At 38.1% G+C, this 23,532-nt stretch carries 15 protein-coding genes and 1 other RNA gene; 15 read left to right on the plus strand and 1 reads right to left on the minus strand.

Annotated features, from left to right (window positions below; translation table 11 throughout):
• Position 1: 1 nt before the first annotated feature.
• From ACQ334_RS17725 to rseP, 11 genes are all read left to right on the plus strand, one after another.
• The gene (locus ACQ334_RS17725; RefSeq protein ID WP_430989588.1) at positions 2-445 is read left to right on the plus strand and encodes a DinB family protein; all 444 of its coding nucleotides are present in this window, start codon (positions 2-4) and stop codon (positions 443-445) included.
• A gap of 55 nt (positions 446-500) precedes the next feature.
• On the plus strand, positions 501-1,700 hold the full coding sequence (locus ACQ334_RS17730) for an argininosuccinate synthase (RefSeq protein ID WP_430989589.1): 1,200 nt from the start codon (positions 501-503) through the stop codon (positions 1,698-1,700).
• On the plus strand, positions 1,690-2,682 hold the full coding sequence (argC, locus tag ACQ334_RS17735; RefSeq protein WP_430989590.1) for an N-acetyl-gamma-glutamyl-phosphate reductase: 993 nt from the start codon (positions 1,690-1,692) through the stop codon (positions 2,680-2,682). The genes ACQ334_RS17730 and argC overlap by 11 nt, the downstream gene beginning before the upstream one ends.
• A gap of 24 nt (positions 2,683-2,706) precedes the next feature.
• Positions 2,707-3,063 carry a four helix bundle protein gene (locus tag ACQ334_RS17740; RefSeq protein ID WP_430989591.1) on the plus strand — a complete coding sequence of 119 codons (357 nt, stop codon included), beginning with the start codon at positions 2,707-2,709 and terminating at the stop codon, positions 3,061-3,063.
• 48 nt (positions 3,064-3,111) lie between these two features.
• On the plus strand, positions 3,112-4,242 hold the full coding sequence (locus ACQ334_RS17745) for an aspartate aminotransferase family protein (RefSeq protein WP_430989592.1): 1,131 nt from the start codon (positions 3,112-3,114) through the stop codon (positions 4,240-4,242).
• 86 nt (positions 4,243-4,328) lie between these two features.
• Positions 4,329-5,294, plus strand: a complete 966-nt coding sequence (locus tag ACQ334_RS17750) for an N-acetylornithine carbamoyltransferase (protein ID WP_430989593.1) — start codon at positions 4,329-4,331, stop codon at positions 5,292-5,294.
• Entirely contained in the window at positions 5,294-6,094 is an 801-nt protein-coding gene (argB, locus tag ACQ334_RS17755) for an acetylglutamate kinase (protein ID WP_430989594.1), read from the plus strand. Before ACQ334_RS17750 ends, argB begins: the two co-directional genes overlap by 1 nt.
• A 70-nt stretch (positions 6,095-6,164) precedes the next feature.
• Entirely contained in the window at positions 6,165-7,229 is a 1,065-nt protein-coding gene (locus tag ACQ334_RS17760; RefSeq protein ID WP_430989595.1) for a M20 family metallo-hydrolase, read from the plus strand.
• Positions 7,230-7,317: 88 nt separating this feature from the next.
• The gene (gene argH / locus ACQ334_RS17765; protein WP_430989596.1) at positions 7,318-8,649 is read left to right on the plus strand and encodes an argininosuccinate lyase; all 1,332 of its coding nucleotides are present in this window, start codon (positions 7,318-7,320) and stop codon (positions 8,647-8,649) included.
• A gap of 26 nt (positions 8,650-8,675) precedes the next feature.
• Positions 8,676-9,845, plus strand: a complete 1,170-nt coding sequence (locus ACQ334_RS17770; protein ID WP_430989597.1) for a 1-deoxy-D-xylulose-5-phosphate reductoisomerase — start codon at positions 8,676-8,678, stop codon at positions 9,843-9,845.
• Between the two features lie 141 nt (positions 9,846-9,986).
• A complete protein-coding gene (gene rseP / locus ACQ334_RS17775; RefSeq protein WP_430989598.1) occupies positions 9,987-11,390 on the plus strand; it encodes an RIP metalloprotease RseP in 1,404 nt (467 codons plus the stop codon).
• Between the two features lie 40 nt (positions 11,391-11,430).
• Here rseP and ACQ334_RS17780 read toward each other — a convergent pair whose 3' ends face one another.
• Positions 11,431-13,224 (minus strand): MutS-related protein, encoded by a 1,794-nt coding sequence (locus ACQ334_RS17780; RefSeq protein ID WP_430989599.1) that lies wholly within the window; start codon positions 13,222-13,224, stop codon positions 11,431-11,433.
• Between the two features lie 116 nt (positions 13,225-13,340).
• Here ACQ334_RS17780 and ssrA point away from each other — a divergent pair.
• From ssrA to ACQ334_RS17800, 4 genes are all read left to right on the plus strand, one after another.
• Positions 13,341-13,714, plus strand: a transfer-messenger RNA (tmRNA) gene (gene ssrA / locus ACQ334_RS17785).
• A 490-nt stretch (positions 13,715-14,204) separates the two neighbouring features.
• The gene (locus tag ACQ334_RS17790; RefSeq protein WP_430989600.1) at positions 14,205-15,635 is read left to right on the plus strand and encodes a hypothetical protein; all 1,431 of its coding nucleotides are present in this window, start codon (positions 14,205-14,207) and stop codon (positions 15,633-15,635) included.
• Between the two features lie 30 nt (positions 15,636-15,665).
• Positions 15,666-19,163 carry a DUF5977 domain-containing protein gene (locus tag ACQ334_RS17795; protein WP_430989601.1) on the plus strand — a complete coding sequence of 1,166 codons (3,498 nt, stop codon included), beginning with the start codon at positions 15,666-15,668 and terminating at the stop codon, positions 19,161-19,163.
• Between the two features lie 12 nt (positions 19,164-19,175).
• The gene (locus tag ACQ334_RS17800) at positions 19,176-23,528 is read left to right on the plus strand and encodes a DUF6443 domain-containing protein (RefSeq protein WP_430989602.1); all 4,353 of its coding nucleotides are present in this window, start codon (positions 19,176-19,178) and stop codon (positions 23,526-23,528) included.
• The last annotated feature ends 4 nt before the right edge of the window (positions 23,529-23,532 follow it).

Consider the following 23,532-nt stretch of genomic DNA (forward strand, 5'->3'; position numbering starts at 1 on the left):
AATGGAAGAAACAGCGCAGCAACTAGATAATATTGTAAATACCTATTCAGTTGAATTTTTAAATTTTACTGAAGCTGAACTTGCGCTTAAACCTGCTGCTGATAAATGGAGCAAGAAAGAAATTATCGGCCACCTCATCGACTCTGCACAAAATAATATCAGGCGGTTTATTGTAACTCAATATGAAACTACTCCGCACATTGTGTACGCACAGGATAATTGGGTAAGCATACAAAATTATAAAGAGTATAATAGTAAAGACTTAATAACCTTATGGTCGTTATTGAACAGACATATTGTTGTTATCTTAAAAAATATGCCTGTTGCAAATTACCAGTTGCAATGCAACACAGGTAAAGAACAGGAACAATTACATACGATTGAATTTCTTGCGAAAGATTATATCACCCATCATCTTCATCATTTAAAACAAATTGTAGTATAAAATGAAATAACCTTTGGTTATTTCATGTGGCAAATAAAAAATAAAAATAATTCACATGAAAAAAGTTGTTTTAGGTTTCAGCGGCGGATTGGATACCACCTACTGCGCAAAATATTTTACCGACGAAAAAGGATATGAAGTACATTCCGTAATTGTTAATACCGGCGGGTTTAGCGAAGAAGAATTACAAAAGATTGAAGCGCATGCTTACAAGCTGGGGGTAAAAACACATACCACTATCGATGCTGTAAAAAGCTATTACGACAATATCATTAAATATTTAATTTTTGGCAACTGCTTAAAAAATAATACTTACCCTTTAAGTGTGAGTGCCGAAAGATTGAGCCAGGCTTTAAGTATTGCTGCACATACCAAAAAATTAAATGCCGATGCAGTAGCGCATGGTAGTACCGGTGCTGGTAACGACCAGGTAAGATTTGATATGATCTTCAATATCATGATACCGGGTGTAGAAATTATTACCCCGATACGTGATATGAAACTGAGCCGTGAAGAAGAGATCACCTACCTGAAAAGTAAAGGTGTGGAAATGAATTTTGAAAAAAGTGCGTACTCTATTAATAAAGGTTTGTGGGGAACAAGTGTAGGTGGTAAAGAAACTTTAAACAGTAAAGGTTTATTACCTGAATCAGCATGGCCGACACAGGTTAGCAAAACTAATGCAGAAGAAGTGAAGCTGGGTTTTGTAAAAGGAGAATTGTTTACTGTCAACGATAAAAAATTTGATCATCCTTCTGAAGCGATACAACATTTGCAAACCATTGCCGGCCCTTTTGGTTTAGGCAGAGATATACATGTTGGTGATACCATCATTGGTATCAAAGGTCGTGTAGGGTTTGAAGCTGCAGCACCAATGGTAATTTTAAAAGCCCACCATGCTTTGGAAAAACATGTGCTTACCAAATGGCAATTGAACTGGAAAGATCAGCTGGCATTATTTTATGGTAACTGGTTGCACGAAGGACAAATTATGGATCCGGTAATGAGGGATATTGAAGCATTTTTTACCAATAGTCAGCAAACAGTAACCGGTGATGTATTTGTACAGTTGCAGCCATATCATTTCCAGGTGATCGGTATTGAATCTGAATTTGACCTGATGAGTGCGAAGTTTGGTAAGTATGGCGAAATGAATACAGGTTATACCGGCGATGATGTAAGAGGCTTCAGCAAAATATTCGGTAATCAAACCTCAATTTATCACAAAGTAAATGCGGCAGGCGATGGCAAATAAAATTCGTGTTGGTATTATTGGTGGTGCAGGATATACTGCAGGAGAATTGATAAGGATATTATTAAATCATCCCAATGCTGAATTAGTGTCCATCCATAGTAACAGCAACGCAGGAAATTATGTTTATAAAGTGCACCAGGATTTAGTTGGCGAGACTGATTTGAAATTCACTGGTGAGTTGAGTACTGATGTTGATGTTTTATTTCTTTGTTTAGGACATGGTGAGTCAGCAAAGTTTTTGGCAGAGAATACTATTCCTGATGCAATTAAAATTATTGATTTAGCAAATGATTTTCGATTAAATCAAAAATCAACAATCGGCAATCGTCAATTTGTATATGGCTTACCGGAATTACAAAGAGAAAAAATAAAGACTGCAAACAATATTGCTAACCCGGGTTGTTTTGCCACTGCTATTCAATTAGGTTTATTGCCTTTGGCAAAAGCAGGTTTATTGAATGAAGTGTATACCACCGGTATTACTGGTAGCACCGGTGCAGGACAAAGCCTGGCTGCTACATCTCACTTTAGCTGGCGTGCCAATAATATACAGGCGTACAAAACCTTAACGCATCAACATAATGCAGAGATATTACAATCCATAAATTCATTTCAATCAGTTTCATCTTTAAACGAAGATGCTTTCAATTTTGTTCCTTGGAGAGGGGATTTTACAAGAGGCATATTTATCAGTTCTCAAATAAAATGCGATTTGAGTGTAGAAGAATTGAATGTGATATACAGAGAGTTTTATAAAGGCCATCCATTTACCACTGTAACTACAGAATCAGTATTCCTAAAGCAGGTTGTGAATACTAACAAGTGTGTCATTCAACTGGAAAAATTGGGTAGCAAGTTAGTAGTACATTCTGTTATCGATAATTTAACTAAGGGCGCCAGCGGGCAAGCCATTCAGAATATGAATTTGATTTTTGGATTAGAAGAAACAACTGGATTAAAATTAAAAGCATCCATGTTTTAAGCGATAAGTTTTAAGTAATAAGTTATGCAGAACTATAAGGATCTGAAAGTTTGGGAAAAAGCTCATGAATTTACTTTAAAAGTTTATGATATAACAAAGTCTTTTCCTAAAGAAGAAATTTATAGTTTGACTAATCAATTAAGGAGAGCTGCATCATCTATACCTGCGAATATTGCAGAAGGGTGCGGTAAAAATTCACAGGCTGATTTTGCTAATTTTTTAAATATTGGATTAGGTTCTGCAAATGAATCCGAATATTACTTATTGCTATCAAAAGATTTGTTGTATTTAAAGTCAGAAATTTTTGAAATACTAAATAAAATAATTAATGAAATCAAGGCGATGTTAATAGCCCTGATTAATAGTAAGAGCAAACTCTAGAAATACTTAACTTAAAACTTATTACTTAAAACTTATTACTTAAAACTTATGACTTTATTCGATGTTTACCCACTTAACGATATTGTGATTGACAAAGCACAAGGCTCTTATGTATGGGATGATAAAGGACAGATTTATTTAGATATGTATGGCGGTCATGCTGTAATATCAATTGGTCATACACATCCGCATTATGTAAAGCGATTAGAAGATCAGTTGCATAAGGTGGGCTTCTATTCCAATTCTGTAAAAATTCCTTTGCAGGTGCAGCTGGCGCAAAAATTAGGAGAGGTGTCCGGCAAAGAAGATTACCATCTTTTTTTGTGCAACTCTGGTGCTGAAGCAAATGAGAATGCATTAAAGCTGGCATCGTTTTATAATGGCAGAAAAACAATCATTGCATTTTCAAAAGCATTTCATGGCAGAACATCTTTAGCGGTGGCTGTGACTGATAATCCCAATATTGTAGCGCCGGTTAATCAGACTGATAATGTGGTGTTTCTTCCTTTTAATGATGAAGCTGCCTTGCAAAATTATTTTGATGCACATGGTAATGAAGTGTCATCGGTTATTATCGAAGGCATACAAGGTGTGGGCGGTATCAATGTTGCCAGCGATTCTTTTTTACAAAAGATAAGAAGCCTGTGTGATCAATACGATGCCGTTTACATTGCAGATTCGGTACAGTGCGGCTATGGACGTACCGGCAAATTTTACAGCCAGGATTTTAGTGGCGTTGATGCAGATATTTACACTATGGCAAAAGGTATGGGCAATGGTTTTCCCGTAGCAGGTATTTCTATTGCGCCAAAATTAAAAGCCAAACATTTTATGTTGGGCACCACATTTGGTGGCAACCATTTAGCGTGTGCAGCAGCATTATCGGTACTGGAAATTATTGAAGAAGATGCATTGCTACACAACGCAGCAGCAGTTGGTACTTACTTAATTGAAGAATTAAAGAAACTTCCGAAAATTGTTGAGGTAAGAGGACGAGGATTAATGATCGGCATTGTGTTGCCGGATGAATTGAAAGAAGTAAAAAAGAATTTGTTATTCAAACATAAAATTTTTACCGGTGAAGCAAAGCCCAATGTGATCAGGTTGTTGCCGGCATTAAATATTACGAAAGAAGATGCCGGTATTTTTCTGAAAGCTATTGCTGAGGAATTAGCATAACATGGTCTGACGCCCTCGTCTGACCATGTGGTTAAAAGCTGTTATGAAGTACAAATGTTTGTGTCAAAAAAATAAAAAGATAAAAATTGAAAAATTTTATTTCTGTTAAAGATGTTTCTGATATTAATGCTTTAGTTGCAAAAGCATTGAAGTATAAAGCCAATCCTTATGCAGACAGGATGTTAGGCGTTGATAAAAAAATCGGGCTGTTATTTTTAAACCCAAGCTTGCGTACAAGATTAAGTACACAGGTAGCAGCAAAGAATTTAGGTTTTGAAGCCATTGTTTTTAATGTAGATAAAGAAGGCTGGGCTTTGGAATTTGAAGATGGTGCTATCATGAGTGGCACCACGGTAGAGCATGTAAAAGACGCAGCTCCAATTTTAGGACAATATTTTGACGTGTTGTGCATCCGGGCATTTCCGTCATTGAAAAATAAGGAAGAAGATTACAGCGAACTGGTGATGAAATCTTTTGTGCAATATGCCGGCGTACCTATTGTTAGTTTGGAAAGTGCCACGTTGCATCCGTTGCAATCACTTACAGACATTATTACTATCAAAGAACAGATTGAAAAATCTAAAATCATAAATCGTAAATCTAAAATCGTTTTAACCTGGGCTCCTCACATTAAGCCGTTGCCACAATGTGTTTCCAACTCATTTGCACAATGGGTAAATGCATGGGGCGAAGCTGATTTTGTAATTACACATCCTGAAGATTATGAACTGGATGAACAATTCACAAAGGGTGCAACCATTACTCAAAACCAGGACGAAGCTTTAAAAGATGCAGATTTTGTGTATGTAAAAAACTGGAGTACCTATACCGATTATGGAAGAATTTATTGTAATGACCCTTCGTGGATGCTGACAGAGGAAAAATTAAAACTGACCAATAATGCTAAAGTGATGCATTGCTTACCGGTAAGAAGAAATGTAGAATTAAGTGATGAAATTTTAGATGGCAACAATAGTTTGGTTACAATGCAGGCAGGCAACAGGGTATGGGCAGCGCAAGCCGTTTTATCAGAAATATTGAAAGCAAAATAATGGAGCAATTATTTGTTATAAAAATTGGAGGCAATGTAATTGATGATGAAAAAAATCTTTCAGCATTCCTTGCAACATTTGCTGCTGTTCAGGGGAAAAAAATATTAATTCACGGAGGCGGAAAGATTGCAACAAAGATCGGTGATAAGCTAGGCATCGAATCAAAATATATTAATGGCAGAAGAATTACTGATGCTGAAACCATTGACCTGGTTACAATGGTATATGGTGGTTTGGTAAACAAAAAAGTAGTAGCTCAGTTGCAGGCAATACAATGCAATGCTATCGGATTAACAGGAGCTGATGCCAATATTATTCCAGCAATTAAAAGACCAGTTACTAAAGAAGGCATTGATTTTGGCTTTGTTGGAGATATAAATACAAAGGAATTAGGAATTAGTAATCTGGAATTGATGGTTAACAACGGGCTTACACCAATCATTGCGCCGCTGACACATGATGGTAAAGGGCAAATGCTGAACACAAACGCTGATACCATTGCATCATCAATTGCAGTAGCCTTGTCGCCGGTATATGATGTACGATTGATCTATTGTTTTGAAAAGAAAGGTGTGTTGGAAAATGTAGATGATGATAGTTCAGCCATTCGATTGATCACAAAAGGTATTTACCAGCAATTAAAAACCGGCAATAAATTATTCGACGGCATTCTGCCAAAAATTGATAATGCATTTGCAGCTATTGATAGCGGCGTAAAAGAAGTGTTGATCGGCCATGCGGATGATTTATTACAAAATGTAACTGAACAAACAACCGGTACTTTGATCAAGGGGTCTTGACGGCTCCAGGCCGTCTGACCCCTTTAGGCGTCATGACGGTTGCAACCGTCTGACGCCTAATAAAAAAATTATGCAACAGGAACAATTATACAGTGAAGCAGTAAGCTTATTAAAAGATTTAATTTCCACGCCTTCATTTTCAAAAGAAGAAAATGATACGGCAGAAATTTTGATGGCTTTTTTTACAAAGCATGATATTGCTTTTTCAAGAGTAGGCAATAATATTTATGCCAGGAATAAATATTACGATGTAAATAAACCGTCAATCTTATTAAACTCACACCACGATACCGTTAAACCTAATAAAGGGTATACGCTTGATCCCTTTAAACCAATTGAAAAGGACGGTAAATTATTTGGTTTGGGCAGTAACGATGCAGGAGGGTGCCTGGTAAGCTTAATTGCTGCATTCATACATTTTTACAACGATGAAAATACAAAATACAATGTAGTATTTGCTGCCAGTGCCGAAGAAGAGATCAGCGGTGTAAATGGTATCGAATTAGTATTGCCCTATGTAGGAAACATTGATTTCGGTATTGTGGGCGAACCTACAAAACTGGAAATGGCAGTGGCTGAAAGAGGACTGATGGTGATTGATTGTACTGCACCCGGCAGGGCGGGGCATGCTGCAAGAAAAGAAGGAGAGAATGCATTATATAACGCAGTAGATGATATTAACTGGATAAGAAATTACCAGTTTGAAAAAGTAAGCGACCTGTTAGGCGAATCAAGATTAACCGTTACTGTAATTGAAACAGAAAATAAACAACATAATGTAGTGCCTGCCCAGTGCAAATTTGTAATTGATGTACGGGTAAATGAACTCTATACTTTTGATGAAATACTGGATGCATTAAAAGCGAATTTGAAAAGTGCCTTTAAACCACGTACCACAAGAATGAAATCAACTTCCATTGCATTGGATCATCCATTGGTAAAAGCGGGTATCAACTTAGGTAAAGGCTATTACGGTTCGCCAACCACAAGTGACAAAGCATTGATGCCTTTCCCTACTTTAAAAATGGGGCCTGGCGATAGTGCCAGAAGCCATACTGCTGATGAGTATATTTATTTAGATGAAATAAAAGATGGTATAGCCACTTACATTAGAATGGTGGAGCAAATTGTATAAAAGTGAAAAGTATTAAGTGGTAAGTTGTAAGGAAAATACAACTGCAGACTTAGGACTTATAGCTTAAAACTTATAACTTACAAATCAAATGAAACTCTGGCAAAAAGATAAAGCATCATTACAGGAAGTAGAAAAATTTACTGTGGGTAAAGACAATCAACTAGATATTCATTTAGCACCATTTGATGTGTTAGGATCTTTGGCGCATACCAAAATGTTAGAGTCTGTTGGATTGCTTACCAAAGATGAACTGGCTTCATTGGAAGTGGAATTGAAAAATATTTATCAGCAAATACAAAAAGGCGGCTTTACATTAAATGAAGGGGTAGAAGATATTCATTCGCAGGTGGAATTAATGTTGACGGAAAAGTTAGGTGATGTAGGAAAAAAAATTCACAGTGCCCGTAGCCGTAACGACCAGGTTTTAGTAGACCTGAAATTATTTTTGAGAAACGAAATTGAAAAATTAGTTTTCAATACCAAAGACTTTTTTGACCTGCTGATTCAGCAAAGTGAAAAATATAAAACAGACCTGTTACCTGGTTATACGCATTTGCAATTAGCCATGCCATCATCATTTGGTTTATGGTTTGGCGCTTATGCCGAAAGTTTAGTAGATGATTTGACCACATTACAGGCAGCCTATACTGTGGTTAATAAAAATCCATTGGGTTCTGCTGCAGGTTACGGCAGCTCTTTCCCCATCAACAGAACATTAACCACACAATTACTGGGCTTTGAAGACCTGAATTATAACGTGGTGTATGCACAAATGGGCCGTGGCAAAACAGAACGTATCGTAGCATCTGCAATGGCGAATATTGCAGCCACGCTTTCTAAACTAAGTATGGATGCCTGTTTATTCATCAACCAGAATTTTTCATTCATCAGTTTTCCTGATGAACTTACTACAGGCAGCAGCATCATGCCGCATAAAAAAAATCCGGATGTATTCGAACTTATCCGCAGTCATTGCAACCGCATACAGGCATTGCCTAACGAGATCATGCTGATGACCACCAACCTGCCTTCCGGGTATCAAAGAGATCTGCAATTATTAAAAGAACATATCATTCCTGCATTTGAAAATTTAAACAACTGCCTGCAGATGGCTGGCTTAATGCTCAGCAATATTGAAGTGAAAAAGGATTTGTTGCAGGACGAAAAATACAAATTCCTCTTTAGTGTGGAAGAAGTAAACAAGTTAGTGCTGCAAGGTGTTCCCTTCAGGGATGCGTATAAAAAAGTAGGGATGGATATTGAGAATGGCAATTTTCAATATTCCACTGCGGTTAATCATACTCACGAAGGATCTATTGGTAACCTCTGTAACCCTCAAATTCAGCAGGCAATGCAAAATATTATCCAAAAATTCAATTTTGATAAAGTGAAAATTGCGTTACAACAATTATTAGGTTAGATTTGCGACACAATTTTTAAAAACAAATGGCTGATCAGGCACCCAAAAAACGCATTGCTATCTTTGGTTCCACCGGCTCAATCGGTACCCAGGCATTGGAAGTTATCCGTGCTAATCCTGATTTATTTGAAGTAGAGATTCTTACAGCACAAACCAATGATGAGCTGCTGATCAAACAAGCCATCGAATTTAAGCCCAATGCAGTGGTTATCGGCGACGAAGCCCGTTATCAAAAAGTAAAAGACGCTTTAGCAAAAACTTTGGTGAAAGTATTTTCAGGCGAAAAAGCCCTGGAAGAAGTAGCCGATTTTGATAGCTATGATATGATGCTGGCGGGTATTGTAGGCTTTGCAGGCCTCAAACCAACCATGAAAGCTGTTGAAAAAGGCAAAGTAGTGGGGCTTGCCAATAAAGAAACTTTAGTGGTGGCTGGCGACCTGGTTATGCAAAAGGCCATTGAAAAAAGAGTGCCTATCATTCCTGTTGACAGCGAACATTCGGCCATATTTCAATGCCTTGTAGGCGAGGGCAGGAACAAGATTGAAAAGATCATACTTACCGCAAGTGGTGGCCCTTTTTTAGGCAAAAAACCTAACTATTTAGTGAATGTAAAAAGAGATCATGCATTGCAACATCCCAATTGGACGATGGGTGCAAAGATCTCGATAGATTCTGCAACCCTGATGAATAAAGGGTTGGAGATGATTGAAGCCAAATGGTTATTCAATTTACAGCCCGAGCAAATACAGGTAGTAGTGCATCCGCAAAGTGTTATTCACAGCATGGTGCAGTTTGAAGATGGCAGCATAAAAGCACAGATGGGTTTGCCCGATATGAAGTTGCCCATTCAGTACGCCATGGCATTTCCGCAGCGCATCAAAAACGATTTCCCAAGGCTGGATTTCAGAAAATATCCCAACCTCAGTTTTGAGGAGCCGGATGTTAAAACTTTCAGAAACCTGGCCCTGGCAACCGAAGCCTTGTTCCGCGGTGGCAATATGCCTTGTATATTAAATGCGGCCAATGAAATTGCGGTGTGGGCTTTCCTCCGCAACCGTGTGGGCTTTCTGGATATGACAGCCATAGTGGAAAAAACAATGGAAAATATAAAATTCATACCAAAACCCACCATGCAGGAATATTTTGACAGCGACGGCGAAGCCCGTAATTTTGCCGCTTCATTGATTAACCTGTAGAAAGTTTTTTTGGGACGAACCGAAGTACTACTATTTAACATCGTTGTGTCACTCACTTCAACTTTTTCAGCTATATTGAACCCCTTAAATGCAAAGCAATACTTAATTTAAAAAACAATTACCCTAGCAGTACTAATTAATATGACATTATTATCAATAGATTGGCCGGTGGTAGGCGTAAAAGTTGGACAACTTTTACTGGCATTATCGATCCTCGTTATTTTACACGAATTTGGGCATTACATTACAGCACGTTGGTTTAAGTGCCGGGTAGAAAAATTTTACCTCTTTTTTGACCCCTGGTTTTCATTAGTAAAAAAGAAGATCGGCGATACCGAATATGGTATTGGCTGGTTGCCCCTGGGCGGCTATGTAAAAATTTCCGGCATGGTGGATGAAAGCATGGATAAAGAGGCTTTGAAACTGCCCCCTCAACCATACGAATTCAGAAGCAAGCCAGCCTGGCAACGTTTGATCATTATGTTGGGTGGTGTAATTATGAACGTGCTGGTGGCGTTTTTTATCTATGCCATGGTATTGTGGGTTTGGGGTGATTCAAAAATACCTATGTCGAGTTTAGAAAATGGCATCGGTATTCAGAACAAACAAATTACTGAACTGGGTTTTAAAAGTGGCGATAAAATAATTGCTATCAACGGTAAGCCGATTGTATATTTTGAAGATCTTACGGAGAAAATATTAATTGGTACAGAAGCCAGGATTGTTGACCTGGAAAGAGAAGGTAAAAAAATGCAGATCACCATACCGGTTAAATTCTTAAACCAGGTGATTGAAAACCGCAAAGCTGCAAGAGGGTTTATTACTCCAAGGCTTCCGGCAATATTAGGTGAGTTTGATCCAAAAGATACAGCCAATAAAGCTGTGCAAGGTGGTTTAAAAGAAGGCGACAGGATTATTGCAGCTGATGCTGTTCCGATTAATTTTTTAGATGAGATCAGTGCTTACCTGGAAGATAAAAAAGATAAGAATGTAACTTTCAAAGCTATCAGGGGAACAGATACGGTTACAAAAAATGTGATTGTAGATTGTAATGGCAAGATCGGTATCAGCAGGTATTCATATGAAAAATATGATACCATGAAAGTATTACATATCGAAAAAACACCTTACACTTTCTTCCAGGCATTTCCTGCAGGTGTAAGTAAAGCAGTAAAATCATTAACCTCTTATGTTGATCAGTTTAAAATGATCTTTAAGCCAGAAACCGGTGCCTATAAAGGCCTTGGCGGTTTTAAAGGCATGACCAATGGTTTACCCGGCACCTGGGATTGGGAAACTTTCTGGTTGTTTACGGCATTTATTTCTATGGCATTAGCCTTTATGAATTTATTACCTATTCCTGCTTTGGATGGCGGACATGTGGTGTTTACATTATACGAAATGATCACCGGCCGCAAGCCTAATGAGAAATTTTTAGAGTATGCACAAATTGTTGGTATGGTATTACTCTTAGGATTGATGCTGTATGCTAACGGTAACGACTGGTTTGGATGGGGGAAAACGATTAGTACAGATTGTAAATAGATAGCGTAGGGGTCTGACGGCTTGGAGCCGTCTGACCCCTCTACAATTCTATCCCGATCTTCTTCATCAATATTGATGCATTTAAACTAGTGCAAATACCTTCCTTTAGTTTGTAATCAAAATACAATTCATCATTGGCTACCTGCACATCAAAATGATAATTTAAAATATTATCGGGATAATTATCTTTTAGTTTTGCAAGTTCTACATCATGCGTGGCAATAATGCAGGCTGCTTTATGTTTGATCAATTGCTTTACCAATGCCACAGAACCGGTATGGCGGTCTAATGAATTAGTTCCTCTCAAAATTTCATCCAATAAAATAAATATTTTTTCACCGGCATTTACTTTGTCGATTATGGCTTTTAGTTTTTTTAGTTCTGCATAAAAAGTACTGGTGCTCTCTTCTAAATTATCTGCAATACGCATGCTGCTGATAATTTGCACAGGCGATAATGTGAATGTATCGGCACATACAGGAGCACCGGCCATTGCCAAAACAGTATTTACCCCAATGCTGCGCAGGTAAGTGCTCTTGCCAGCCATATTGCTACCTGTTATCAGCATCAGCTCTTCATTACTATTGATGGTGATATTATTATTTACCCGTTTAGCAGCATTGATCAATGGATGGCCAATATTTTCTCCGCTGATGAAAAAATGTTGTGCTGTAAAAATTGGGTAACACCATTCCATATGATTAAAAGCTAAGCCGGCAAAACTATGCAACGCTTCAAATTGCCCAATGGCATCAAACCAATCATTAATATTTTGGCGGTTGCGTTGTTTCCATTTTTCAAGCGCCATCGCCTGCTGTATATCCCATTGCAAAATTACCGCCAGGGGAATAAATACTACAGGATTTAATCGAAGGTCCAATCGCTCTACAATTCTTTTTAATTCTTTTAGTTGTGTAGATGCCTTGGTATTTTCGATAACAAATTTTGATTGCAATGATTGCAGTAATGGCGCATTAAAAGATGTTTGCTCTACATGTTTTATACTATCAGCCAGCACGGCTAATTCATCTGCCATTTTGCTTACCTGCATGTGTAAAGGCGCAATTTTTTTTGCCATCACCAAAGCAATTAAAGCAGAGCCCAGTAAAAATAGATTCCTGACCGGGTTGGTAATTACATCTTCGGCATTTAAAATAATTACGGTGATGATGATTGCAGGAATAGCATATTGTAAAATCTTCCAGAAAAGATTATTGATAAAATGCGGTTCGGCCTGCAGCCATTCCTGCAAACGGGAGGCTGTAACTGTTGTTATTTTCTGCTCTTTACCGTATGCTTCTAATTGCTGCCGCCATGCTGTTTTTCCAGATAATTCTTTTACTGCTTCTTGTCTTTGTGCAATCACTGGTATAGTTGCAGGTTGTAACAACCAGTTGCTTAATATATTACCACCCATGTCAGAAGTGGTGCGGTTGCAATATTGAAATAAAGAAGCCCTGCCAAAAATATCCAGGTCGTTGGAGTAGGGGTGATCTGCGGCAGGTATGTATTGATGACCATCATCAAAACTGTAATAATTATATGCCAGTGCCTGCAATTCAGCTTCGTTAATTTGTTTTAAATGGCGGTTGTTTTTTATAGCAGTTTTATTTTGCAGGTCGGTATAGATCAGCCGCACAAATACAACCGCCAGCAATAAAGCTGTTATAATTGCATAGCTGATACCCACGGACAATAAAAAATACAATGCAGCGATAATGGAAACCACGGCCGCAAAGCGTAACCAGGCGAGCATTGATTTTTTGGATTGTAATTGTTTGTATTGTTCCTCTAGTGATTGTATCCTTTGCTTATAAAACAGATCGGGCTCCATAGCTATGTTTTGTTAAATGATTGTACTGCAAATGTACTTTTATAACGATAACGAAATACTTTTCGTAAATTTGCACCATTATTAATTATTAATTACCCAATTATTAATTAATATCCGGGGCCGACCGGTTTTGACAGCATAGTTCTTTGTAAGTATAAGCATGTAGTGCGTTGGATAATTAGCACTTTAATCTGAATATTCAACAACTTAAATGGCAATACTCAGTATGCCATGGCTGCTTAATCGATAGATTAACATCCATTAGGGCCGCCGAACAGGTCAGTTCTGTTACCATGTTCCGCCGCCGACTCAAAAACAAAACGGAATGCTGCAGTGGAATGAAGTGACCACTGCTTAAGACCATTCTTCTAAGTATACAGTTGGTTGGTTAGGTTCCTGCTATATCCCGACAATTAATAACTAAATAAACATGTAGAAAGCTTACGGCGGATATGTTTGGACCAGGGTTCGATTCCCTGCGGCTCCACGGGTTCGATTCCATTTTTGAAAGGAATGAAAGTCCTGCAATAATAAACCATTGCAGGATTTTTTATACTCTTTATTAAATTTAGATTTATTTAATTATGCAGATTTTTATACGAGACTGAAAAGATTGTAAAGGATAGAATAATGCATAATTAACAACATAGAACAAATAGAGGAAATTGGTAGTAAAAAAATATCGATTTCTATTGCTTATTACCTATATTATTTTTTTATAAATAGAATGCTTGTACGAAAATTAATTAAAATAAAAAATTATCACTTAGTGGTATTGGTTGTTTAAAAAATAGTTCGTACCTATGCATTTCTAAGCCTTCTCCTCCTAAATTTTATTGAAGAATTTGATTGATGCTTCTTATTGATGCAGGGTATAAAATTACGTATCTGTGTCAATAAAGATGGCAGGCATTGTTCTGCCTTTCTCAATTTCTTAACACCTTATCCCAAACTTTTATAAATATAAAATCAGTAAGGCTATGAGTCTGTTTCGGTTTTTTATGTTGTTATATTTTTTAATCTGCTGTTTTTGTAGTACGGCTAAAAGTGTTGCTGTATTACAATCTTTACAACAGGTGCCTTTAAAATACATTCACCAGGTAGATAAAAAAATTGATCAATATACTAACCGCATTAATAATAAAACAGAAAAGACATTAACTAAACTCAGCAAATGGGAAAATAAAATTCATAGCCTGTTGTTGAAAGTAAATCCCGAAGCAGCGCAACGTCTCTTTGCAAACAATCAAATCACGTTTACAACTGCATTAGAAAAATACAAGAAAGGCGAAGCTGTTGTTACTGCACAAAGAGTAAAATATGATGAATACAGGGATAAGCTAACCACCAGCTTAGGATATTTAGAACAGCAAAAAGAAAAACTGGATGAAAAATTAATTGCACCTGTAAAAAAAGCTAAACAAAAAGCAGAAGAACTGGAACAGCAGGAAGCCAGTAGCGAAGCCATGCAACAATTTATTAAAGAGCGGAGCAAACAATTAATGGACCAGGCAGTGCAATACCTCGGTAATAATAAATACCTGCAAAAAATTACTAAAGAAAATTATTACTACATAGAAACGCTTAAAAATTACAAAGCCATTTTTAATGATAAAAAGAAGGCGGAAGAAACAGCACTCACTATTTTAAACAGGATACCAGCCTTTACAAAATTTGCACAGCAGAATGGAATGTTGGCAAAACTGTTTGGTACGCCATCTGCTGGCGGCGCAACAACAAATCTATCTGGCTTACAAACTAGAGCCAGTGTAAATGCTTTGATACAAAATCAGATTGCTGCGGGTGGTCCTAATGCACAAGCGCAAATAAGGCTGAACATTGAAGCGGCACAGGCACAATTAAATACTTTAAAAGATAAGATCTTAAAATCGGCAGGTGCTGATACCGAAATACCGGACTTTAAACCCAACCAAACCAAAACACAAACTTTTAAGCAACGCCTTGAGTTCGGCAACAATTTCCAATTTGCCAAAAACAACAGCCTTGTGCCCACTACTGCTGATATAGGGTTAAGCATTGGTTATAAATTAAATGATAAAAGTGTTATTGGACTTGGTGCCAGTTATAAAATGGGATTTGGCAGCATACAGCATATCAGTATCAGCCACCAGGGTATTGGCCTCAGAAGTTTTGTAGACTGGAAAATGAAAAAACAGTTTTACATAACGGGAGGCTATGAAATGAATCACAATGCAGCATTTAAAAATATTCAGCAATTGCAAAGTTTTAACGACTGGCAAAATACCGGATTGATAGGATTGACTAGAAAGATAAATGTAAAAACAAAATGGGCTAAAGGAACAAAATTGCAATTGCTATATGATATACTGGCAAGAGCCCATGCTCCGGTAAGCCAGCCACTGATGTTCAGAGCAGGATACAATTTTTAAAATACAGCAAATCAAAAAATTCAAACCCAAATGAAACGATTAGTAATGCTAGCGATGGCATTTTCCTGGTACAGCGCCTCACTATGCCAAACAAACGATCCGGGCAATTTTGCAAAGATGTCGGATTTTTTACCGCCGGCGCCCAATGCTGCAGCCATTATAAAACACAGTGAAATTGCACTAAATAAAAATACCGGCAGCCCCACCATTAATATTCCTTTATATGTTCTTAAAGGTAATAAGCTAAGTGTTCCTGTATCACTTGGTTATAGCTCTACCGGAATTAAAGTAGATGAAATAGCATCAAGGGTTGGTATGGGGTGGTCACTGAATGCTGGTGGAGTGGTGACACGAACGCAGCGTGGAAATCCTGATGAGCAGAGTATGAGGATAGTACCGCTTTACGAACCGGTTCAACAAAATTGCGGCAGTTTTAACTATATGAATAATATCAGTACCAATATCAGTTATGATGCGGAGCCGGATCTTTTTAATTTCAGTATGAATGGAATTTCGGGAAGTTTTGTACTGGACAATGAAATGCAACCGATGCAGATACCTGCCGGCAGAAACAAAATAGAATATGATTTTAACGGAACGGCCTGGAATTTTAAAATTACCACCACAGATGGCATAGTATATTATTTTGGTGGTACAGGTGCAATTGAAAAAACAAAACGGGAAACTTCCTGCGGTAAATCACATACTGATTATGTGAACAATGCCTGGTACCTGTCTAAAATTATACATCCTTCAGGCGAAACAATAACCTTTCTGTACGCACCTATAACCTATACTTACGATAATGGAGTAAGCCAGTCTTTGGAATGGGTTAACCCTCAATTGGATTGTGGTATAGTAGGACCAACTGTAAGTTGCCCCCCTGGTGGTGCTCCGTATAGCTATTCAACCTGTACCAATAAAGTAAATACACAAGGAGTATTACTGAGTTCTATTTATAATACAAGCAGTACAATATCTTTTTCTTATCAAACACGTTCAGATTGTGGCGATAAACTGGTGAGCAGTATTACTCAAACTATTACTCAAATCAATGCTCCTGCTTATCAAAGCAGCTTTAATTTTAATTATAATGAGCAACAGGCAAATCTTACTTATGCAAGTGAAACAGCTACCAGTTATGATAAAACGCCTTACCTGGTAAGTTTACAGGAACTATCATCCGGCAATCAATTTAGCAAGACACATTATTTTAGTTACAATGACCCTGCTGGCCGGCCCCCAAGATTGTCTTTTTCGCAGGATCACTGGGGATATTTTAATGGAAAAAATAACCAGGGATCTTTTATACCCAAGCCAGATGATATAACCCTGAAACAGCACTTTCCAACAGCTACGGCTAACCGGGAACCTGACCCTGTGTTTGCCGGCAAAGGAATGCTGACAAAGATTGTTTATCCAACAGGCGGAACAGATAATATTGAATATGAAGGTAACCAACTACAAAATTTAGCTGCAACATATAAAACGTACCATGAATTTACCTGTAGTGTACAAGGTAATGCGATTTTTGAAAATTCACAAATATCCAATTTTAGTATTGACAATGCCCAGCAGATACAATTGGTTATAAATAGTACCGGCACCGGTACATTTGAAGAAATTCACAACTACAGTACCGTAATTGTGAACGGCCCTAATGGAAATGTTTTAAACGAAGTATTCAGGCCATCTAACGGTAGCTGTACACGCTACCTGAATCCAGCATATCCCCTGGCGCCGGGGAATTATACTATAACATTAAAAGCGAAAGGGGCACCCATTACAACAAATGTGGTAATGAAGTACTATCCAAAAACTACAAGTTCGATCAATAAAAATAGTATAGTAGGAGGAGTAAGGGTAAAAAGGGTATTTACCGGAAACCCGGGAGAAACACCTATGATAAAAAAATATTACTATGCCGATATTACCGACCTGACAGTTTCTTCTTTATTGAATGTTCAGCAGCCTCAATATTCCAAAGATTACCAGCGATCAGCAAATTGTACAATATCAACAGGGGGAAATAGTGGTAGCTGGAGATGTCATTACTTATGCACTGCCATGTACTCAGGCTCACTAAATAATTTATACGATTATCATACTTCTCCAATAAGCTATGGGTCGGTAATTGAAAGTATTGGAGAAAATTTTGAAGGCGGAGCCACCCAATCTAAATTTTATACCGGTGCGGATGCAAGAGGTCAGGTGATATGGGGACAGGATATACCCAACGCAACGTTGAGTAATTTTAGCAGTATTACCAATGGAAATCTCAGGGAAGAAATACATTATAAAAAGGCGACTAACGGAAATTTATTTCCGCTAAAAAAGACGGTATATGATTATGCGGTTGATAACAGGGCGAACAGGGAAGTATTTGGTTATGCAGTAAACAAAGCATATGAAATTTATGCATACCCTGCCAGTAGCTGCCCCCCTGCAGGAACTACTGTAACCGAAGACCAGATGAATGCTTTTGATATGGTAAAATACAGCATTATTTCTTACTGGGCACCGTTAAAAACTACCACAGAAACTGTATATGATGAGAATGGGCAAAATCCTGTTACTTCAATATCCAATTATTATTATGATAATACCAACCACCTGCAAACTACCCGGATTGAAGGCACTAGCAGTAAGGGGCAACCTATAAAAACAACAATGACTTACCCGCATGACTATGTAGGTAACAGTGTATACGATGCTATGATCTCCGGTAACATCATCAGCCCGGTAATTGATACAAAATTGCAAACCGGTAATACCATAACAAATGAGCAGAAAATAAATTATGGCTCTTATAATTCGGGTAATCTATTACCACAAACTTTTCAAACTGCTGCAAAAGGCAATGCACTGGAGACTGAAGGAAGTTTTGACAGGTATGATGCAAATGGTAATGTATTACAGCTTACCAATAATAAGACAGGGATTGTGACTACAATACTATGGGGTTATGGTTACAAATACCCTGTTGCTGAGATAAAAGGTGCTACATATGACCAGGTTGTCGTTCAACTATCGGCAGGAGGTATACCGGCTTTGCAAACTATGGATGGTGCTGCATTACAGGTGGAGTTAAACCGTATACGAACCAACTTGCCTTCAGCATATGTTACAACTTATACTTACAAACCCGGTGCAGGAGTAACATCCATTACTGATACCCATAATAAAACAAATAGCTACGAATACGATGCTTTTAACCGGCTATTATTAGTTAAAGACCAGGATGGCAACGTGGTAAAAAAGAACGAATATATGTATACCACACCTGACCCGGGTGCAACTACTGCTTTATTTTTTAACCAGCCGTTTACCAGTTCTATACAATGCCAGAGCTGTGCGGCCGGCTATACGGGAAACTTTGTAAGTTATACCGTGCCTTATGGAAAATATTTTTCACTGATATCGCAGGCAGATGCAGATGCAAAAGCATTACTTGATACAGAAGGCCAGGAATATGCCAATAAAAATGGCACCTGCTCAAGTGCCTGCGATGTACCTACTAATCAATAATACTCCGGAACCATGCAAAATAAAATCAATAAAAAACTCATACTAATAGTTACTTTCAATTGCCTGTTTGCAGCTGGTTTTGCGCAACAGGCCTTTAACTATGTACGTACCTGGGATGCAAGTGCACCAGAACAAGACCCCAATGCATTAATAACAAGACCTTTAAAAGATGTAAGGCAAACGACACAGTACATAGATGGATTGGGCAGGGTAATACAAACAGTTAGTAAACAGGAATCGTTACCAACTGGTGCAAATGCAACAGACATAGTGTCTCCGGTGGTTTATGATGCGCTTGGCAGGGAGCAATTTAGATACCTGCCTTATAAATCAACCTTAGCAGACGGTAATTTTAAACCAAGCCCGCTTACTGAGCAACAAGGGTTTTATAACGATGCCAATGGTGTATTGAAAGGCCAGGGTGAAAACTATTTTTACAGCCAGGCTGTTTTTGAACCTTCACCACTTAATCGTATAACTAAAACCATGGCACCGGGCATAAGCTGGGCAGGCGCAGGCAGAGGTACTGAACAAAAATATTGGTCCAATACTTTAAACGATGATGTAAAAATATGGGATGTAACAGAGGTAGCTAACAGCTTTGGTACTTATGCAATCAATACATCTGTAAATAGTAACGGAAGGTATAATGCAGGGGAATTATTTAAAAACATAAGTGTGGATGAACATGGTAAACAGGTAATAGAATTTAAAGATAAGGATGGTAAAGTAATTTTAAAGAAAGTGCAGCTTACCGCAATCGCAGATGACGGTACAGGAAGAGATTATACCGGCTGGTTATGCACTTATTATATCTACGACGATTCAGGTAACCTTCGCTGCGTAATACAGCCTGTTGGTACACAAATACTAACCACTAACAACTGGCAGCTAACCACTGCTTTACTGGATGAGCAATGCTTTAGATACGAATATGATCAGCGCAATCGTATGATCATTAAAAAAGTACCGGGTGCAGCGCTGGTAAGTATGGTATACGACCAGCGTGACAGGCTTACTATGACACAGGATGGCAATCTTGCGGCACAGGGAAAATGGATAGTAACAGTGTATGACGAACTGAACCGACCTATCCAGACCGGTTTATGGAATAGCACGGGCAGCCAGGCTTATCATGCTGCACAGGCAGCTACGGCCACTACTTATTATTATCCTTTTAATAAAACGGGCATACCCGGCAGCAGCAGCTGGGACAGGTTAACCACTACCCATTATGATAACTATGCCGACCTGCCTTCTGGCCTTACAATTACAAATGGACATTTTGATAATACCTGGAGCAGTAATTTTTTAGCTCCATCAAACAGTTATCCATACCCGCAGACACAAACGCAAACTACTAATACGCTTGGTATGATTACCTGGACGGAAGTAAAAGTACTGAACGCTACCCAATACCTGGCCTCAATACTATTTTACGATGATAAAGGCAGGCTAATACAAGCGCAAAGCCGTAACGTAACTGGAGGTATGGATGCTACCACCACACAGTATAGCTGGGCGGGTCAGCCACTAATAACAGTGCAAAGGATGATAAAAGGTGGAATGAGCAACTCACGAACCACTACAGTAACCACCAAAATGCAGTATGATGACCTTGGCAGGTTACTGAATATTAAAAAATCTGTAAATAGCGTAGGGCAGGTAAATGGCACAGTAACCAAAGCCGAACAAACCATTGTACAAAATGAATATGATGCCTTGGGCAGATTGAAAAAGAAAATATTAGGCAATAATAACCTGGAAACACTAAACTATGATTACAATATCCGGGGCTGGTTATTAGGGATGAACCGTGACTATGCAAAAGATAATAACAGCAATAATTATTTTGGATTTGACCTTGGTTATGATAAAACAAATAACAATATTATAGGTAACCAAACCTATACTGCACCGCAATACAATGGCAATATAGAAGGCATGGTTTGGAAGAGTAAAGGTGATGGAGAAAAACGTAAATACGATTTTGCTTACGACGCTGCCAACAGATTAATGAAAGCAGATTTTACACAATATACCAGCGGTGCATTTAACCAGGATGCAAGAATAAATTTTGATGTAAAAATGGGAGACGGCGCTACTATTTCCAGTGCTTACGATGATAACGGAAATATAAAAAGAATGCAGCAATGGGGATTAAAACTAAACACCAGTGAACAAATAGACGATCTCAGTTATACTTATCTGACCGGATCAAATAAACTACAACAGGTAACAGACCAGTTTAATGATAACAGCTCCACATTGGGCGACTTTAAGTATAATGCCGGCACCAAAACAAGTACCGACTATGGTTATGATATTAATGGTAACCTTACGATGGATAAAAATAAATCTATCAGCAGTATTACTTATAACCATTTAAACCTGCCGCAGGTAATTACTATAACAGGCAAGGGCACTATAACTTATACTTACGATGCTTTGGGCAATAAACTAAGAAAACAAACTATCGACTACATTACAGCGGGTAAATCATATACCACTACTACCACCTATGCAGGAAGTGCGGTATATGAAAGTAAAAGTGCCAGCCCATCAGCCCCCGGCGATCCTCAGTATACAGATGTATTGCAGCTGATAGGCCATGAAGAAGGACGTATCAGGTTTAAAACTATGACGGGTACAACAGCCGCCAGTCTTGAATACGATTATATGCTGAAGGATCATTTAGGTAATGTGAGAATGGTATTGACCGAAGAGCAGCAGGTAGATAAATATCCATTAGCATCGTTAGAACCATCAAAGATTGCGACAGAAAAAAATTATTATGATATTAAAGATGCGCAGGTAGTTGATAAATCTCTTGCGACAGGAATTACAGATTATCTCAACGATAATAATGGAATTGGAAATAATCCGCCTGATGCAACTTTCTCCGGCACCAACAGTACTAAATTATACAAACTTAAAAGTACCGAAGCTAAAATGGGTTTAGGTATTACTTTAAAAGTAATGGCAGGCGATAAAATTGATGTGTTTGGTAAAAGCTATTACTTTCAGAATACAGGCGGTACCGGTGGCAATAGTACTTTACCTGTATTGGATTTGTTAGCGGGGTTTTTAGGAGCGCCTAATGCAACAGGAATAACTGGAACGCATGGCCCAGTATCTACAAATACTATTAATACAACAGCAGGTACACAAGGTATTAATGCTATGGTAACGCAACAGAATAACCAAACCAATGCGTTGCCCAATAACCCAAGGGCATTTATCAATGTAATATTTTTTGATGAGCAGTTTAAAACCTATGATGGAGGATTTAAAATTAGCATGGTGGGGGATAAGAACATCGTTAAAGACCATTACACAGAACTGCAGAATTTAATTGCCGGCAAAAGCGGCTATGTGTATATTTACTGTAGCAACGAAAGCCCGGTTGATGTGTTCTTTGATAATTTGCAGGTGGTGCATACAAGAGGTGCAATTTTGGAGGAAACGCATTATTATCCGTTTGGATTGGTGATGGTGGGGATTAGTACTAAGGCAGCCGGTGGCTTAGAGAATAAATATCAATTTGCAGGCAAAGAAAGACAAGCAAAAGAATTTAGTGATGGAAGGGGACTTGAAGAATATGATTACGGCGCAAGATTTTATGACCCACAAATTGGAAGATGGCACACAGTAGATCCTAAAACGGACCAGATGTGCCGATATTCCCCTTACAATTATGCATTTGATAATCCATTAAGATATATCGATCCAGATGGAATGAAGCCAGATGATTGGATAAAAAATAAAACCACTGGAGATGTTATATGGCGAGCTAATGTAACATCAGCTGCAAATACGCCAACAGGTTATGATTATATGGGTAAAGAATATAAGGGATTAAGCGTGAAGAGTTACGGCGCACATACTACAAATGGAATTGGCGTTGAAATTGATGCTTCCTATAATGATGGAAAAAATGGAACCGCAAATGCAGAATTTATTCAAACTATCAGAACAGATGCACCACTTAATGGAACGGTATCACCTTATAATGACCCTCAACCAGCAGATGATAACAAACCGTTTTATTGGACAGATGCAGAATTGCCAACCTATCAAAATAAGAATGGCAATGATTTAGATTTTTATGATAGACCCACCCGATTAGGAAGTCAAACTGGTAAAAGTTGGGAGGGTGAATTAACTCTAGTGATTAATAATGGAGATGGTTATAAGCCTGTAGTTACAGTCACTTATGGATTTGAAATTAAAGGAGGTGTCGCAGTACCTACTGAATTGAAAGTAAGTAACCAAGAATCGAATTTTCAAAAAACTACTATTGATAATTATAATAAAACTTTACCACCTGCTGTCGGCCCGAGAAAGCAAGATGGGTCTTTCTAAATCA

It is taken from the genome of Ferruginibacter sp. SUN106 (assembly GCF_050611765.1).
GTDB lineage: Bacteria > Bacteroidota > Bacteroidia > Chitinophagales > Chitinophagaceae > Ferruginibacter.

What these genes read in the sequence shown, in the direction of transcription:
- ACQ334_RS17725 (WP_430989588.1), top strand. Translation starts at nt 2, where the DNA reads ATGGAAGAAACAGCGCAGCAACTAGATAATATTGTAAATACCTATTCA.
- ACQ334_RS17730 (WP_430989589.1), top strand. Translation starts at nt 501, where the DNA reads ATGAAAAAAGTTGTTTTAGGTTTCAGCGGCGGATTGGATACCACCTAC.
- argC (WP_430989590.1), top strand. Translation starts at nt 1,690, where the DNA reads ATGGCAAATAAAATTCGTGTTGGTATTATTGGTGGTGCAGGATATACT.
- ACQ334_RS17740 (WP_430989591.1), top strand. Translation starts at nt 2,707, where the DNA reads ATGCAGAACTATAAGGATCTGAAAGTTTGGGAAAAAGCTCATGAATTT.
- ACQ334_RS17745 (WP_430989592.1), top strand. Translation starts at nt 3,112, where the DNA reads ATGACTTTATTCGATGTTTACCCACTTAACGATATTGTGATTGACAAA.
- argB (WP_430989594.1), top strand. Translation starts at nt 5,294, where the DNA reads ATGGAGCAATTATTTGTTATAAAAATTGGAGGCAATGTAATTGATGAT.
- ACQ334_RS17760 (WP_430989595.1), top strand. Translation starts at nt 6,165, where the DNA reads ATGCAACAGGAACAATTATACAGTGAAGCAGTAAGCTTATTAAAAGAT.
- argH (WP_430989596.1), top strand. Translation starts at nt 7,318, where the DNA reads ATGAAACTCTGGCAAAAAGATAAAGCATCATTACAGGAAGTAGAAAAA.
- ACQ334_RS17770 (WP_430989597.1), top strand. Translation starts at nt 8,676, where the DNA reads ATGGCTGATCAGGCACCCAAAAAACGCATTGCTATCTTTGGTTCCACC.
- rseP (WP_430989598.1), top strand. Translation starts at nt 9,987, where the DNA reads ATGACATTATTATCAATAGATTGGCCGGTGGTAGGCGTAAAAGTTGGA.
- ACQ334_RS17780 (WP_430989599.1), bottom strand. Translation starts at nt 13,224, where the DNA reads ATGGAGCCCGATCTGTTTTATAAGCAAAGGATACAATCACTAGAGGAA.
- ACQ334_RS17790 (WP_430989600.1), top strand. Translation starts at nt 14,205, where the DNA reads ATGAGTCTGTTTCGGTTTTTTATGTTGTTATATTTTTTAATCTGCTGT.
- ACQ334_RS17795 (WP_430989601.1), top strand. Translation starts at nt 15,666, where the DNA reads ATGAAACGATTAGTAATGCTAGCGATGGCATTTTCCTGGTACAGCGCC.
- ACQ334_RS17800 (WP_430989602.1), top strand. Translation starts at nt 19,176, where the DNA reads ATGCAAAATAAAATCAATAAAAAACTCATACTAATAGTTACTTTCAAT.